13 protein-coding genes and 1 riboswitch are annotated in these 15274 nt (G+C 38.4%); of the genes, 4 read left to right on the top strand and 9 right to left on the bottom strand.

Translation table 11 applies throughout. The annotated features are described in order from the left end of the window. The first annotated feature begins 9 nt into the window (after window positions 1-9). A complete protein-coding gene (locus JNUCC25_RS04900) occupies window positions 10-186 on the top strand; it encodes a YvzF family protein (protein WP_013055663.1) in 177 nt (58 codons plus the stop codon). 38 nt (window positions 187-224) lie between these two features. Here the strand turns inward: JNUCC25_RS04900 and aroD are convergent, their stop codons facing one another. From aroD to JNUCC25_RS04885, 3 genes are all read right to left on the bottom strand, one after another. Further along, window positions 225-1010 carry a type I 3-dehydroquinate dehydratase gene (gene aroD / locus JNUCC25_RS04895; protein ID WP_454222859.1) on the bottom strand — a complete coding sequence of 262 codons (786 nt, stop codon included), beginning with the start codon at window positions 1008-1010 and terminating at the stop codon, window positions 225-227. A 66-nt stretch (window positions 1011-1076) separates the two neighbouring features. Continuing rightward, complete coding sequence (locus JNUCC25_RS04890; RefSeq protein WP_454222857.1) at window positions 1077-2834, bottom strand: thiamine pyrophosphate-binding protein; 1758 nt, start codon at window positions 2832-2834, stop codon at window positions 1077-1079. 51 nt (window positions 2835-2885) lie between these two features. Next, window positions 2886-4316, bottom strand: coding sequence for an aldehyde dehydrogenase family protein (locus tag JNUCC25_RS04885; RefSeq protein ID WP_029324893.1), 1431 nt, complete (start codon window positions 4314-4316; stop codon window positions 2886-2888). A 547-nt stretch (window positions 4317-4863) separates the two neighbouring features. On the opposite strand from JNUCC25_RS04885, the gene JNUCC25_RS04880 reads away from it, so the two are divergent. Further along, complete coding sequence (locus JNUCC25_RS04880) at window positions 4864-5421, top strand: shikimate kinase (RefSeq protein ID WP_013055659.1); 558 nt, start codon at window positions 4864-4866, stop codon at window positions 5419-5421. Between the two features lie 24 nt (window positions 5422-5445). Here the strand turns inward: JNUCC25_RS04880 and JNUCC25_RS04875 are convergent, their stop codons facing one another. From JNUCC25_RS04875 to JNUCC25_RS04865, 3 genes are all read right to left on the bottom strand, one after another. Next, window positions 5446-6477 carry a LacI family DNA-binding transcriptional regulator gene (locus JNUCC25_RS04875; protein WP_064471350.1) on the bottom strand — a complete coding sequence of 344 codons (1032 nt, stop codon included), beginning with the start codon at window positions 6475-6477 and terminating at the stop codon, window positions 5446-5448. A gap of 149 nt (window positions 6478-6626) precedes the next feature. Next, window positions 6627-7952, bottom strand: coding sequence for an NCS2 family permease (locus JNUCC25_RS04870; RefSeq protein WP_013055656.1), 1326 nt, complete (start codon window positions 7950-7952; stop codon window positions 6627-6629). A gap of 604 nt (window positions 7953-8556) precedes the next feature. Further along, window positions 8557-9900, bottom strand: coding sequence for a 5'-deoxyadenosine deaminase (locus JNUCC25_RS04865; RefSeq protein WP_029324890.1), 1344 nt, complete (start codon window positions 9898-9900; stop codon window positions 8557-8559). Between the two features lie 522 nt (window positions 9901-10422). Between JNUCC25_RS04865 and JNUCC25_RS04860 the strand changes: the two genes are divergently transcribed. Both JNUCC25_RS04860 and JNUCC25_RS04855 read left to right on the top strand, forming a co-directional pair. Then, complete coding sequence (locus JNUCC25_RS04860) at window positions 10423-10992, top strand: YkoF family thiamine/hydroxymethylpyrimidine-binding protein (protein ID WP_064471349.1); 570 nt, start codon at window positions 10423-10425, stop codon at window positions 10990-10992. 53 nt (window positions 10993-11045) lie between these two features. Next, complete coding sequence (locus JNUCC25_RS04855; RefSeq protein WP_029324888.1) at window positions 11046-11675, top strand: hypothetical protein; 630 nt, start codon at window positions 11046-11048, stop codon at window positions 11673-11675. 243 nt (window positions 11676-11918) lie between these two features. After that, a riboswitch (SAM riboswitch) is annotated at window positions 11919-12018 on the bottom strand. 159 nt (window positions 12019-12177) lie between these two features. Here the strand turns inward: JNUCC25_RS04855 and JNUCC25_RS04850 are convergent. The 3 genes from JNUCC25_RS04850 to JNUCC25_RS04840 form a co-directional block, all read right to left on the bottom strand. Then, window positions 12178-13497 (bottom strand): aspartate aminotransferase family protein, encoded by a 1320-nt coding sequence (locus JNUCC25_RS04850; RefSeq protein ID WP_029324887.1) that lies wholly within the window; start codon window positions 13495-13497, stop codon window positions 12178-12180. A gap of 360 nt (window positions 13498-13857) precedes the next feature. Further along, on the bottom strand, window positions 13858-14445 hold the full coding sequence (locus JNUCC25_RS04845; RefSeq protein ID WP_029324886.1) for a histidine phosphatase family protein: 588 nt from the start codon (window positions 14443-14445) through the stop codon (window positions 13858-13860). A gap of 12 nt (window positions 14446-14457) precedes the next feature. Continuing rightward, on the bottom strand, window positions 14458-15264 hold the full coding sequence (locus JNUCC25_RS04840; RefSeq protein ID WP_013081956.1) for an alpha/beta fold hydrolase: 807 nt from the start codon (window positions 15262-15264) through the stop codon (window positions 14458-14460). Between the last annotated feature and the right edge of the window lie 10 nt (window positions 15265-15274).

The following is a 15274-nucleotide window of genomic DNA, read 5'->3' as shown; positions in this document are numbered from 1 at the left end:
GACGTTACAATGCTGCAAGTAAGATTAATGGGAAAACAAGAAGAAATTAATGAAGCGATCAAACAGTTTGCACAGAACTACCATATAGAACATCAGTCAAAAGAATATACGCGAAGCGCTAATCCAAAGTACGAGCGCAAAAAAGATACTCGGGTGTATCTTTCCATGCATTTAAAGGATAAATAAAAAGCACAAGAGCATAGCATGCTCTTGTGCTTTTTATTTTACATCGAAACAATTTGATGGGAATGATAGTTCTCAGGATCCGTAACTTTTTTTGTTAACTGAATTATTTTTCGTAATTCATCAATTGGAACTTGCCCAGGAGCTGAGCTGCTTTTCCCTACAGCGAAAGTAACAGAAGAGCCATACATCCACCCGACGATTCGGGTAATAGCTCCTAACCCTCCCATCGACATGGTAATGAGAGGAATGCTGAGCTCTTTTTCAGCCTCTCTTGTAGCTTCTAATAAAGTTAAAACATCTTGATTGTTCTGAGGCATGACAGCTGCTTTCGCTGCATCTGCTCCGTAAAATTCAGCTAGAAATAAGCTTTTAAAAATTTCCGCTTTAGGAGGAGTAAAAGAAAAATTATGATAAGAAAGCACAAGTTTCTTATTATTTTCCTTGGAAACTTCACGTAAATAGCGGATATGCTCTGGCTGATTTGATACTTCAAAATCAATAATTGCTACATATGGATGCTTACATACCTCTGCAAGTATCGCTACTACTTCCTTTTCTGATAAGGAAATAGGCTGCCCCCCTTCTTTTTGAGAACGTACAGTAAGCAAAATAGGCGTGCGCTCGCCATTTTCATATATATCTTTAGCTGCAGAAAGGATGCTGTTTATATCTTGAATTTCTTCGTAAAAATCTAAGCGCCATTCAATTATATCCGGTTTTTTTAATAGAATTTCCGCTAGTTCTGTTAAAAGCTCTTTGCGATCTTTGCCCACTAAAGGCGTACAAATAGATGGAGAATGAGTTCCTTCTCCTCGTCCTAACATAGGAACAGCTCCTTTTTATCAAAGTTAAATGTTTCCGTTTTCATTTCAGCATTTGTTCCATACTTGTTAAACAGATACATGGTGTACTTTCTTATCCGGTGAGTAAATATCCATGATGTTCCAATGTCCTGACGTTGGTACAGGATTGTTTAACATCGCTACATCAATTACAACTGGTTTATTAGAAGCAACAGCTCTTTGAAGTGCCGGTTTAAACTCTTCGGCTGATTGAATTTTTATGCCTTCTACTCCATAAGCTTTAGCGATACTTGCAAAGTCAGGAGAATATACCTCTCCATCTTTTTCAAATATCGTGCCTAGAGTGGTTCCAAAATGTGCTTTTTGCAGTCCCGCGATCGTACCAAACGCAAAGTTGTTCATAATGATCCAAACCACAGGAATATTCTCTTCGGCTGCCGTAGCAAGCACAGCTGGATTTTGGCCGAATCCCCCGTCTCCTACTAGAGAAACAACTACTTTATCAGGCTGAGCTACCTTTGCTCCTAAAGCTGCCGGCGCTCCAAATCCCATTGTGGCAAAGCCTCCTGGAGTTAATATACTTCCAGCTTCATAGATTGGAAACTGCTGTCCTACCCCATTCTTATTCCAGCCTACATCAGTAGTAATATAGGCATCTTTCGGCAGGACTTCGCGAACTTCATTTAAAATTCGCTGCGGCTGCATTGGGAATGAATTGTCGTGAATATATTCTTCATTGCTAGCTTTAAACTCTTCACGATAAGAAGCAATCTCTTTGACTAATGCTTCATTTTTTACTCCTTCCGGAATAAGCTGTTTAGCTACGCGATTTAAGACTTTAAGGGCTTGTTTTAAATCAGCCACTGCACCGATTTCGGCAGGGTAATTACGCCCTATCTCGCTAGGATCAATATCAATATGAAGCAATTTTGTTTGTGAAAAATCAAACGTATATTCCGGCTCCCAGGAGCTAGAATCTGCTTCTGCAAATCGTGTTCCTAATGCTAAAATATAATCAGCAGTCCGACACTTTTCATTAATAAACTTCGTGCCCCAAAAACCAGTCATCCCTAGAGTCAAGTCATGATCATCTGGAAGTGCTCCTTTGCCCATTAAGGAGTGGGCTACCGGAATGTTCAAGTGGTCCACAAGCTCTTTTAATTCATTTGCTGCATCTGCTAATAGGATGCCTCCGCCTACATATAACACTGGATTTTTAGCATTAATTAATTTTTGTACAATACTCTTTGCCGTTTCATCATCGATAGAAGGTTTTTGCAAAGATTTCGTTTGGCGATGCAATCGGTCAAATAAAGAAACATCGATCTTTTTTGAAAAGATATCCATAGGTACAGATACTAATACGGGGCCAGGATTTCCACTTTCCGCTAGTAAAAATGCTTTCTCTAATATTTCTGGAAATAAATCTGGACGGTCAACTCTCCATGCACGCTTAACGAATGGACGATAAATTTCATATTGCGAAGCATCAGCATGTAAATTTACCTCTTGATGCGGATGCTTTCCATAATAATGAGTAGGAACATCACCAGCGATGACAACCATTGGAATTGAATCTAACGCTGCATTGGCTACACCTGTAGCAGCATTTGTTAAGCCAGGACCTAAGTGACTTAATACTACTGCTGCTTTTTTCGTCACACGTGCATAGCCATCAGCTGCATGCGCTGCAATTTGTTCGTGTCGAACGTTGATAAATTTAATTTTGCTTTCTTCTAAGGCTGTTAGTACCGCTATGTTTGTATGACCACACAACCCAAAAATATGCTCGATGCCTCGTTTCTCAAGATAATTTACTAATTGATGTGATATTAATTTTTCCATTGTATATCCTCCTTTAAATTCACTATATATTTTTTCAGGTAATAAATTCAGCTACGATAGCTGCAGGACAATCATTTTTGTTTCTGTCATATCTTCAATCGCAAATCGAGGTCCTTCTCTACCAACGCCGCTGTCTTTTATCCCGCCGTACGGCCAATGATCGAGTCGAAAATTAGAGGTCCCATTAATCACAACTCCTCCTACTTCTAAAGATTCAGCAACACGGTAAGCTAAATCCATTTGATTTGTAAACAGCCCTGCTTGCAAACCGAATGATGAATCATTTGTTTCCCGAATAGCCTCTTCAATATCTTGATAAGGAATAATGCTTACCACAGGCCCAAACACTTCTTGACACACTACTTTGCTTTGTTTAGGAGGATTTAATAGAACAGTAGGTTCTATAGAAGCCCCTGTCTTTTTGCCGCCGCATATCAGCTCTGCACCTAGAGCGACTGCTTCTTCAATCCAAGCCAAAACTCGGTTTGCTGCTTTTTCATCTACTAAACATCCAACATCCGTCTGCGGCAGCAGAGGATCACCAACTTTTAAAGACGTTACCTCATTCTTCAGAAGCTCTGTAAATTCAGAAACAACTGAGTCATGTACATAAATACGCTGAACTGAAATACAGCTTTGACCGGAGTTGCTAAACCCTGTTCTCCCGCACATTTCAGCAGCTTTCTTAATGTCGGCATCTTCATGAACAATCGTTGAAGCATTTCCTCCTAATTCTAGAAGCACTTTTTTCATTCCAGCCAGTTCACATATATTTCTGCTTGCCACTGTTCCACCGGTAAAAGAAATTATATTTACACGGTCATCTTTTACGATTTGCTGTCCTGTTTCTACTCCCCCTAAAACCATATTAATAGCGCATTCAGGCATTCCAGCTTCTAATAATAGAGCTATAAATTCTGAAGCAACTAAGGTTGTTTGCGGAGCCGGTTTTAAAATAACACTGTTGCCAGCAGCAAAAGCTGGTCCAATTTTGTGGCATACTAAATTCAAAGGTGCATTAAAAGGAGTAATAGCAGCAACAACCCCGACAGGCACACGGAATGTCGAAGCTATCGCTTTTCCCCCTCGTTCGGAAGCATCTCCTGGTATCGTTTCACCGATAAGCCTTTTTGCTTCTTCCGCAGATTGTTCTAATGTTTCTACAGATCGAGATACTTCATCCAACGTATTCTTCAACGGTTTTCCTAACTCATTTGAGATGAGAGAAGCAAACTTTTCTTTTTGCTTTTCCAAAAGCCGTGCTGCTTCTTTTAAAATTTTGGCCCTTTCATAAGAAGACAGACTCGCAATTGTTTTTTTAGCTTCATAGGCGGCTGATAGCGCTCGTTCAACATCTTCTGGCGTTGCTATAATTTGCTCACCAATTACTTCCTGCGAATACGGACTTTTAATACTTACTGCTGATCGATTACCTTCAAGCCATTCTTTATTTACATAAGGCCTTGCTCGTCTAAAGCTCATTGTTATCTCTCCTTTTAACAATTGACCTGACTGCTATTTTTAGATCGATCTATTTTTATATTTAGATCGATCTAAAATTTAATGCAGTTTTCTATAAATCCTATTGATTTAAAGTAATAACTCGTTTTGTAAACGTTATCATAATCCTACAACAGAAATTTTAATCTAGCAATAGAAAATTAAAGAATTTTCTAAAAATATTCATTGATCCTGAGTTCAGTTTGCCTATACTCGCTTACGTAGTCTCACATTCACTTCTTTTTTTTTCTTACATACACTGTAGGAGTATGTAAGATAGCAGCACTGTCAATATGACAAAGATTTATGATTGTGATCGAGCTTAACTATTACTTATTTGTTTTCGTTACAGCGTATCACCATCTGTTGACTAACAAAAATTTTATAAACGTGAGCTGATACTTGCTTCTTAGGACATAATATACCTTTCACTGTTTTTACAAACAGTAAAATTTGTATTATAATTCTAATAACTAAAATACAAAATAATAAGTTTTTTATTGTTAAAAACAGAAAGAGGCTTTGAAAAATGACTTACAGCGAGATGTCTCTTAGAGAAAAAAGCATTGTATTTATTGGCTTTATGGGCGTAGGTAAAACAACAATCGGCGAACTAGTCGCTAAGAAATTATACAGAGATTTTGTCGATATAGACCAAGAAATTGAAAAAATGTTTCAAATGCCTACATCACAAATTTTTAAAGAGTTTGGTGAAGAGTTTTTCCGAAATAAAGAAAAAGAAGTAATTAGCCAGTTATCTCAGCAGCGTTTAAAAATTATATCCGTTGGCGGAGGCGCATTTCTTCAAGAAGAAATTCAAAAAATATGCTTATCAAATTGTATTGTATTCTTTTTAGACCTTTCATGGGATTCGTGGAAAGAGCGCATCAGCCTTATTATTGACAGTCGCCCTGTTTTACAAGGAAGAAGTCTAGAGGATATTGAAGAATTATTCTATACGCGACAAGCAATTTATTCCAACCACCACTCCAAAGTAGAAACTGACAATTTGGATATTGAAGAAGTAGCAAATTATATTGTTGATTCCCTGAAAATGGCTTGGGATATTTATGAACCGTCTAAATAATTCACAAGGAAAAGAAGCAGTTCATTAACTGCTTCTTTTTTTTGATGACGATTCTCGAACAACTAACTGAGGCGTTAAAATAATGCGATGATGATGTTCTTTTTTATCAACAATTTGGTTATGAAGACACCGTGCAGCATCTTTTCCTATTTGTCTTGCAAAAGAAGAGACGGTTGTTAGAGTAGGGTGACATACGGATGATTCCATGACATTATCAAATCCCACTACCGCTATATCTTCTCCCGGAACAATCCCTTTCTCTTTTAAACCTTGCATAACACCAAATGCGACTAAGTCGCTAAAACAAAAAACTGCTGTTGGAGGTTCAGAAATGTTCAATACTTGATGAGCAGCTTCTACACCGCCGCTTCTTGTCGGACCGCTCGGAATAACAAGCTCTTCATCAATAGAAATCCCTGCGTTCTCCAGAGCCAACCGGTAACCTTCCATTCGTTCCTTCCACGTTGTAGAACCCGTTGTTCCTCCTAAAAATGCAATTCTTTTGTGTCCCTGTTGAAGTAGATGTTGAACCGCTTTTTGAACGCCTAAGCTATAATCTACCCCTACATAATCTGACTCCACCTCAGGCAATTCCCTTACTGCTAGTACTGAAGGAACATCTAAATGCTGAATTTTTCTTATCGTATCTTCCGATGTACCCGCAACAGGACATAAAATAATGCCTCCTACCCGATGCTCTAGCATCGTAGAAAGCAGCTGATCCTGTCGATTATCCGAATCAAACGTCGTACCTAAAAACACCGTATACCCGTCTTTCTCGAGCTCCTCATGTACTCCAATTAACAATTCTGTAAAAAACGTATTAGATATATCCGTAATAATAACTCCGATTGTTGATGAAGTTTGAGATCTTAAATTTGCTGCAATTCGGTCATATACGTATCCTAACTCTTTCATCGAAGCTAGAACTTTTCTCCTTGTTTTTTCAGAAACACTTGGACTATTTCGCACAATAAGCGAAGCGGTAGCTCGAGATACTCCCGCGTGTTCTGCCACTTGTTGTAAGGTTACACGTTTGCGTTTACTTTGTTTCAATTTATTCCACCAACCCTTTATAACGCACCTTTTATAATTATTTTACAATTATCTAAAATAAAAGAAAAGCTTCATTCTTTCACGATGTTCCCTGACAAGGACTCAGTAACAAAAAAAGACGTAGCTTAATGCTACGTCTTTTTTCATTCCTAATGGGAACTCATATAAAAATTGATAAAAAAGGCAATGGTGATTACATACATCATCCAATGAATTTCGCGATGGCGTCCTGTAAACAGTTTAATCGCTGTGTATGAAATGAAGCCGAATGCTAACCCTTCTGCAATGCTGTAGGTTAACGGCATCATGACAATTGTTAAGAAAGCGGGAACAACCTCAGTAAAATCGTCGAAGTTAACATTTCGAATGTCACTTAGCATAAGCGAACCAATAATAATGAGTGCTGGAGCAGTAGCAACGCTTGGGATAAATTGAATGAGCGGTGCAAAAAACAAGGTAAATATAAATAAGATGGCAACCGTTAATGCCTTTAAGCCGGTACGTCCTCCTTCTGCAATACCTGTTGCATTTTCAATATACGTATTTAACGCTGTGCTTCCAAAAATAGCACTCGCCATTGTACCGATTGAATCCGCTGCAAGCGCACGGTTTAATCCTGGAATTTTACCGTTTTTATCTACTAAGTTTGCTTTTTTAGATAGTCCAATCAATGTCGCTAGCGTATCAAATAATTCTACGATGGTGAAAGAAAATACAACTGAAAAAATACCGTAGGCAACTGCACCTTTTAAATCCATTTGAAAGAATGTTTCTCCGACGCTTGGCGGCGTAGCTGAAAAGACGTCTTTCACCGAATGAGGAACTGCTTGTACTCCTACAATCATCGCTAATATTGTCGTAGCAAAAATACTTATAATGAGAGCGCCTTTTACATTTTTAGCCATCAGCACAGCTGCTAATATCAGCCCAAAAATAGCCAGTAAGGGGCCTTTATCCATGACATTTCCAAGCCCTACAAAAGTAGACTCGTTTGCCACAACTAATCCAGCGTTTTTCAAACCGATAAACGCAACAAAAAGACCAATTCCAACTGCTATTGAAGACTTTAATACGTTCGGAATGGCATCAATAATCTTTCCACGTATTCCTGTTACCGTTAAAACAAAAAATAAGACCCCGGATATAAAAACTGCTCCAAGTGCCGTTTGCCATGACAATCCTTGTCCTAATACTACTGAATACGTAAAAAACGCATTTAAACCCATCCCTGGACCGGTTACAATCGGGAAGTTTGCCCACAGGGCCATCAGTAACGTACTAAATACAATGGCGTAAATGGTAGCTGCAAGAGCCGCTTCACGGGGGATACCCGCGTCAGACATGATAATGGGGTTGACGATTACCATATAACTGACCGTCATAAAAGTTGTAAGTCCTGCTAGTATTTCTTGTTTTGGTGTTGTGTTGCGCTCTGATAGTTTAAACAAGCGCTCTAATATTCCGTTACGCTCCAACACGCGCGCCTCCCTACTTCTAAAAAAAATAAAAAACCCTACCTATTCAAATGTCCTAAAAAGGACACGATTTAGGAGGATTTTACGTTACAAAGTAAAATCTTTTGTCCTATTATAGTCTTAATTTGTAGATATGCAAAGGTAGAAAACGCTATCATTATAAAAATTTTTATCTTCCGTTAGTTTGGAATTTTGAAAATTTATTTCTTCTATCCCTTTAGTCTGTGGCAAGAGTGCTCTTTTTAATCATTTATACAAAAAAAGAGATTGAGACATAACTAAATCAATCCCATCTAAAGACGATCAAATTGGATAAATGATCTGGACTGCTTGTGACACCGCTGTTGATTTCCGTACAAGGCTTCGCTTTCCGCGGGCGGCCGATAAGCCTTCTCGTTGCTTGCGCTCCTGCGGGAGTCTCATCCCTTCCGCTTTTCCCGCAGGATTCTACGCCTTGTCTCCCATCAACAGCTAGAAGCAACTAAACAGATTAAACCCACGTTCACCATGACAACAAAAAACTCGAATTATTAATTAATAATTCGAGTTTTACTTCAACTAAAATACTTTTATCCCGGCCTCTTCTTTGTTTTACATCTTATGATTATGAAATTAAAAGCGGGATTCTTTTTAAAAGACGATCAATCGAATGATTTGCTTCTTTCAATACAATTCCTTGGTCAATTGTTTTCAGCACGCGATTTTCCATCACAATTTCTCCATCAACCATCGTTAGTTCTACATCTCCTCGCGTTGCTGAATACACAACTCTGGAAATAGGGTCTACGCCGTAAGATGGAAAGGTATGAAGCTGATTTAAATTTAAAATAGCAAGATCCGCTTTTTTCCCGACCTCTAAACTTCCAATTTCTTTTTCAAGCCCAACTGCTTTCGCTCCGCCGATTGTAGCCATTTCTAGCACGTGCTTTGCATTCATGGCCGTTGGTCCGTACGAGGGTTTATGAATCGTAGCCGCCAGCCTCATTTCGTTGAACATATCCAAATTATTATTACAAGGAGCACCATCAGCGCCAAGACTTAAAAATACACCTTGCTCTAATAAACCGGGCACATCTGCGATTCCGGATGCAAGTTTTAAGTTTGATCCTGGGCAATGACTGACTTTTACTCCTTGATTCTTAATAATTTGCTTTTCTTGATCATTTAGCCACACACAGTGCGCTAAAATAAGGCGCTCATTGGCTAATCCTAAATGGTCTAAATACATAATATTTCTCATACCCGTTTCAGCTTCTACGATGCGAATTTCTTCTTGATTCTCAGAAGCATGAGTATGGACATGAACATTATAGGCAGCTGATAAATGGCTCACTTCACGCAGCAAATCTTCCGTACACGACAGCACAAATCTTGGGGAGAATGCGTATCGAATACGACCGTTATTTGAATTATGCCATTTTTCAAGCAGCTCTACACTTTCTTTGATCGAGTCAGCCGTTGTCTCCTGCAGAGCTTTTGGCAGATCATCGCCTTTTTTATCCATCATTACTTTTCCTGCAAGAGCTCGGATTCCACTTTGAGATATAGCTTGAAAAGCAGAGTCCGTATGATGAACAGTTTCCATATCTACAATTGTTGTAGTCCCGCTTTGAATGAGTTCGCCGATCCCTAACAGTGCTGAATAATAGATAGATTCTTCATCATGTGAAGCTTCAAGCGGCCATATTTTCTTCTTTAGCCAGTCTAGCAGCTCTAAATCATCTGCTTGCCCTCTAAAAAGCGTTTGACATAAATGAATATGAGTATGTATAAAGCCCGGCACAATTGTTTTATTTGCTGCGTCAATGACTTTATCTACCTTTTCCGGATGCAGGTTTTTCCCGATGGCTGCAATACGATTTCCAACAATATAAAGGTCACCGTAAATAATATCATTCTTCTCATTCATCGTAATAATCTCTGCATTTTTAATTAATGTGTGCGTCATACCTTCTTTCCCCTCTTTCGTAACATCTATCTATTTCTAGCTCAAGCCGAACACTAACATCTTCAAGCAATCTTTCTTACACTGGTCTTAAATATATATGGTGTATGCTCTGAGTTGAATAAGTGTAGGTAACCTCATGCGCGATAGAGAGTTTGGGTAAAAAAAATTCCTAGCTGATTATACAGCTAGGAGGTTGGATTTATGATAAAATCCCAAGTCCCTTTTTCAAGAGGTTATACGAAATCGCAGGAGAATAATGTGATCTTGTATTTATAATATGGTGTTTTCAGTCTATATACCAGCTTTTTGTCAGAAGTTCTAACATTGTTTTTTTATTCTTTTTTATTATGTGACTTTTCTTAACACCCTTATTTTTCATGTTATGCAATTTATTTTCGTTTCTTCTATGTAATATTTCCTAAAAATAAAGAATCTATCTTCTGTTTCTATACAAAACAGAAAAGTTATTTTATGATTTGTATGATTAAAAAACTACAAATCTATATTTTAGGGGTGATTAACTTGGAAAAAATAAATGTTGGCTGCCGTTTTACGCTTTCCGTTATGAGTGATAACTTTATCGATATTATTTTAGGCGCACTAAACGAAGTGGATATGTCTAAAGTTCAGCGAAAAACAGACCGTGTTAGTACGTTTATTGAAGGAACTGCCAAAGACGTATTTGAAGTTGTTCAAGCCGTTTATAAAAGTGCTGGAAAATCAGGAAAGCATATTGTGCTGAATGCCACGTTTTCAACAGGGCAGCACGAAGAATATTTCGAAGAAAGAAAAATAAAACCAAAAGAAAACATGTCTTCAAACCAACAGTTTTGTGCTTCGTTCCCTGTATCCACTCAATTTTCTTTGTATCCATTAGATACGCCGCATTATGTAGACATCATCAAAAGCGGAATTGGCGCAGTTAAACAACAGGGAGTATTTGCCGAAACCGTGCCTTTTGCAACAGCTTTAGAAGGAGATGTGGATAAAGTATTCGCTTCTCTATACGAATGTTTTATGAAATCTGTACAGCAAGCTCGTGTCGTGATGACAGTTAATATGTCAGCACACAGTCCTTCTTCAAAACGATAAATTACTTCTTATCTATTTATAAAGATAGAATACTAGAAAGGATTTATATAAATATGGCTACAAAAAGAACGTTTTTTTCTTTTTTCCTGATAAGTGCGTTATTATGTCTATTAGTCGTACCAAACTCTGTTATGGCTAGTGAAAAACCTGCACATTTAACGCTTGCTTCTTACACGCAGTTCTTGAAAGCGCAGAGTGATAAAAGTTCACTGTATGAATTTTCAAAACTGTCGCGTCAACAAAAACAAAAAGTTGTACAATCACTAAAGGATCCATCTCTGTTAAAAATGGATATTGAAGAGACTAGCGGCACAGTCGAAGCTGCAAGTACAGCAGCATACGGAGCAAGAACGGCTTCACCTTTATTCAAAACAGCAGCTTATACGGCTTCTTATAAAGCGGCTGGATTTACAACAACAAAACTAACGGTGTATGTAGACTATTACACGAAAAACTCATCGGTGACTTCAGTCAAAAGTGTACGAGGCGTCGTCACGAAAAATGTAAACCCCCTTGTGTCTATTTCAAAAAAGAGCTCAAAATCTTGGGTGCAAAATAATCGAGCCTACGGGCGAATTGACTGGCAGTGGAAAATTGCAGCTAAAAATGCCGGAATCAAAAGACAAACTGCTTACGGTACAGCTTCCGGCGCTTCAGGCGGATCAACAGCTACAGTTAATTGATAAAGAGGAAGAAATAATGAAAAAAATGATGTGGTGGATTGTTGGTATTACGATTGGAGTACTTTTACTAGGAATTCTGGTAGGTTATTTATCATTTTACAGCATATAAAAACAGCAGGTAATTTCGCCTGCTGTTTTTTATCTAAATGTCATATTCTTGTCATAAAATTAAAACCTCCACTTACAGTGTCTAAGTGCCTGTAAGAAGAGGTTGGGATCACAATTGTTAGTAAGCCTGGTCTCTTCTTATCTTTCAAGCACTGCTTGTGGGAGTTGGCACGGTTCTATAAAGTCCGTTGCCGAGGTTTCAAAGGGCCTATCCCTCCACCTCTCTTGATAAGAAGTTTGTCGAATTTTGTTGATAATTGTTGATAAGATAAATATTATGTTACATGCTGCACAAACAGATGTCAACTACTTTTCAGAAAATTCTTTTCCCTCTAAAACTATGATATCGCTACCATTACTATGACAACTAGGTTACAAATATATAATTTTTTCATCACGCTTTTACAGCTGACTTTTTCTCAAAAGAAGTGATAGCCTCATCTAGCATGCGAATGCCGTCATCTATCTGTTCTTTTGTTACAGTAAGCGGAGGTACCATGCGAATAACTTCACTTGCATTTCCGCAAAAATAAAATAACACGCCTTTTTCTAAAGCTAAGTCCAAAATCTCGAATAAGGCGTCTCCATCGCCTTCTCCCGTATCCGGATTAACAATTTCAATTCCAATCATAAGTCCTAAACCACGGATATCCCCAATAATTGAATGTTTTTCCTTTAAAAGATGCAGCTTTTCTAACGCATAAGCGCCCATTTTTTTCGTGTTATCCAGCAGTTGTTCTTCTTTCATCACTTCAAGAGTTGCAAGGGCTGCTGAACATCCAATAGGATTTCCTCCAAATGTTGTACTATGTGTGCCAAGGGGCCACTGCTTCATTAATTCTTGAGAAGCTACCGTTGCACTAAGCGGAATTCCAGAAGCAATTCCTTTTGCTATAGCCATAATATCTGGCACGACATCAAACGTTTGTCCAGCAAACCATTCGCCGGTACGGCCAAACCCTGTTTGCACTTCATCGAAAATAAGTAATATTCCGTGACGATCACAAATCTCTCTTAACTTCTTCATCCAACTTTTCGGAGGAATAATATAGCCGCCTTCTCCTAATACTGGTTCCAAAATAACGGCAGCCACTTCTTCAGGCGTGACTTGGTGCTTAAAGAGTATTTCAAAATCTTTTTCAAGCTTTTCAGTAAAGTACACATCGCTGTCTAGCTCCGCAGGGCACTCTTTTGGATTGGCATATGGAATCTGATACGTCAGTCCCGAAGGCTGCTGAAATTGTCTATATTTGCTTTTCGAGGTTGTAACACTTAAAGCTCCCATCGAGCGGCCATGAAAACACCCTAAAAAAGAAATAACATACGGACGCTTTGTGACATGTCTCGCTAATTTCAAGGCTCCTTCAATTGCTTCGGTGCCACTATTTCCAAAGAAAAAGCAGTCTAAATTGCCCGGCGTTACTTTTCCTAACTCATCGGCTAAATTTAATATCGATTCGTACATAATAACACCTGAAGGACCGTGCAATAATTGATCTGCTCCGTCTTTGATTGCTTTTACTACTTTCGGATGTCTGTGTCCTACATTTGTCGTAGCGATTCCGGAAGTAAAATCGAGATATTCTTTACCATCCAATCCATAATAATAGCATCCTTCTTCCTTCACAACGGGCAAATTCGGATGGTCTTTAGCCATCGTCGGTGCTAGCAATTCAGGCATTCTTTCAAATAAGTGACTCCAATCTTTTGACATACTACATCCTCCTTGAAATTATACAAATCAATTAATCTTATTCCGAAATATAGTTACTTATTAAACAATATTAGGAAATTCAGTTATACTAAACGCTTTAATAGAATAGTAATAAAACTTATTTTACTATGCATTTTTATTAAAATCAATTGTATAAATATTTATATATAAAATTAATATGCGGGGTCTCATCCCTTCCTCTTTTCCCGCAGGAGTCTTCGCCTTTCCCTCCAATCAACTGCTAGAAGTACTTACATATATGAAACCTAGGTTCACCATCACCATAAAAAAATCCGAACGATTAATCGTTCGGATCTTCCCTCAACTAAAATACTACTGTCACAGCCTCTTTAAGTATATTTATTCAAGATGTTTGGCATCATTAATCGTTTCAAGGCGCCATTTTCCACTTTCATAAGCAAAAGTTGTAATCGATGTATTTTGTAAAATAGTAGTCCCTGTTCCTTGTTCTCCGCTTGTTACATGATGAATGAATGTATTAATTGCCGCCCCGTGACTAACAACTGCTACTTTCTTTCCGATAGACTTCTTCATAATTTCCGTTAACCGCTGAACCATCCGTTCTTGAGCGGCTTCGAGTGTTTCGATATTATATAAAGGTTCTTCTCCCCAATTTGTCGCATAGTTTGGCACAAGCTCATGCAGAACTTCTACGTTCTTTGATTCTAGTTCTCCAAAAGAGCGCTCACGCAGCTGCTCACAAACCTCGACTTTCTCTACTTTAGCAGCTGCTGCAATTTCCCTAGCCGTCTCCTGCGCACGAAGCAAATCGCTTGTATAGATTACATCAATATGGATATCTCGAAAACGTTCCGCTACGCGTTTAGCTTGTTGCTTTCCCGCTTCGTTGAGCGGAATATCAGCATGCCCTTGAATAAGTTTGTTTTTATTCCAATCTGTTTGGCCGTGCCTAATTAAGTAAAGCATCGTAATCCCCCTTTAATCCCGTTTTAAAAATTGATAGACAGCTTTATCAACCTCTGAGCTTTCATGTAAATCTGAATGTGCTTCATGAAACGTTTGGAGATGAATGTGTTCGGTGAACTCTTGCAGCCCGTACGCACTTTCTACTGTTACCACTCCATCTGTCTTATCTCCCACATCTCCTGCTCCTGAAAAAACGTCGATTTCTTTTGAGAAATCTTGACGACTTTCGTACAGCTTGTTTAACGCTATAGAGTGAAAAGCTAAATCACGAGCACCCATAGATTCAATATGATTGCGTGCATGAGGATACATCTCCATTAATTCCTGATAATCTAATCCTTGAATTGGCGATCCTAACGTAACTAACTTTTGAATATACTGAGGGTTAGACAAACTAACAGCTGCTGCTGTTACTCCTCCCATACTATGTCCAACTAAATCAACAGAAGATGCTTTATATGTATCACGTACATCTTGCATAATAGCTTCAATCCATTTTTGCTGCTGTGCAATACTGGCATCTGGCTTTTTAAAAACGATATGAATAAGCGGAAGTTTTCCCTCTTTTGCTTTCATAATATGCTTCCACTGAATAGCTCCATCTTTTTGAACAACGCAGTAACCTACTTTAGTTCCCCATCCGTTTTGTTCAAATCGTTTAATCATTTTCCCTAAGCTTTTTTGACTGCCTAAATAGCCATGAATAAATAAAACCGGCACATTTTTCGATTGGGCACCTCGTTTTATTTGTGGGGCAAAAATATAAAAACAAAGCGAAATAAATAGTATGATACTGATCAATAAAATTAACAGCCGCAAGTTCTCACCC

This window comes from Priestia sp. JNUCC 25 (assembly GCF_053667915.1).
Note: the sequence above shows the minus strand (reverse complement) of the source record. Positions and strands in the feature narration are given on the sequence as shown.

Excerpts from the sequence above, each read along its gene's own strand:
- JNUCC25_RS04880 (WP_013055659.1), top strand. The coding sequence starts at position 4,864 with ATGACTTACAGCGAGATGTCTCTTAGAGAAAAAAGCATTGTATTTATT.
- JNUCC25_RS04890 (WP_454222857.1), bottom strand. The coding sequence starts at position 2,834 with ATGGAAAAATTAATATCACATCAATTAGTAAATTATCTTGAGAAACGA.
- JNUCC25_RS04855 (WP_029324888.1), top strand. The coding sequence starts at position 11,046 with ATGGCTACAAAAAGAACGTTTTTTTCTTTTTTCCTGATAAGTGCGTTA.
- JNUCC25_RS04865 (WP_029324890.1), bottom strand. The coding sequence starts at position 9,900 with ATGACGCACACATTAATTAAAAATGCAGAGATTATTACGATGAATGAG.
- JNUCC25_RS04900 (WP_013055663.1), top strand. The coding sequence starts at position 10 with ATGCTGCAAGTAAGATTAATGGGAAAACAAGAAGAAATTAATGAAGCG.
- aroD (WP_454222859.1), bottom strand. The coding sequence starts at position 1,010 with ATGTTAGGACGAGGAGAAGGAACTCATTCTCCATCTATTTGTACGCCT.
- JNUCC25_RS04845 (WP_029324886.1), bottom strand. The coding sequence starts at position 14,445 with ATGCTTTACTTAATTAGGCACGGCCAAACAGATTGGAATAAAAACAAA.
- JNUCC25_RS04850 (WP_029324887.1), bottom strand. The coding sequence starts at position 13,497 with ATGTCAAAAGATTGGAGTCACTTATTTGAAAGAATGCCTGAATTGCTA.
- JNUCC25_RS04885 (WP_029324893.1), bottom strand. The coding sequence starts at position 4,316 with ATGAGCTTTAGACGAGCAAGGCCTTATGTAAATAAAGAATGGCTTGAA.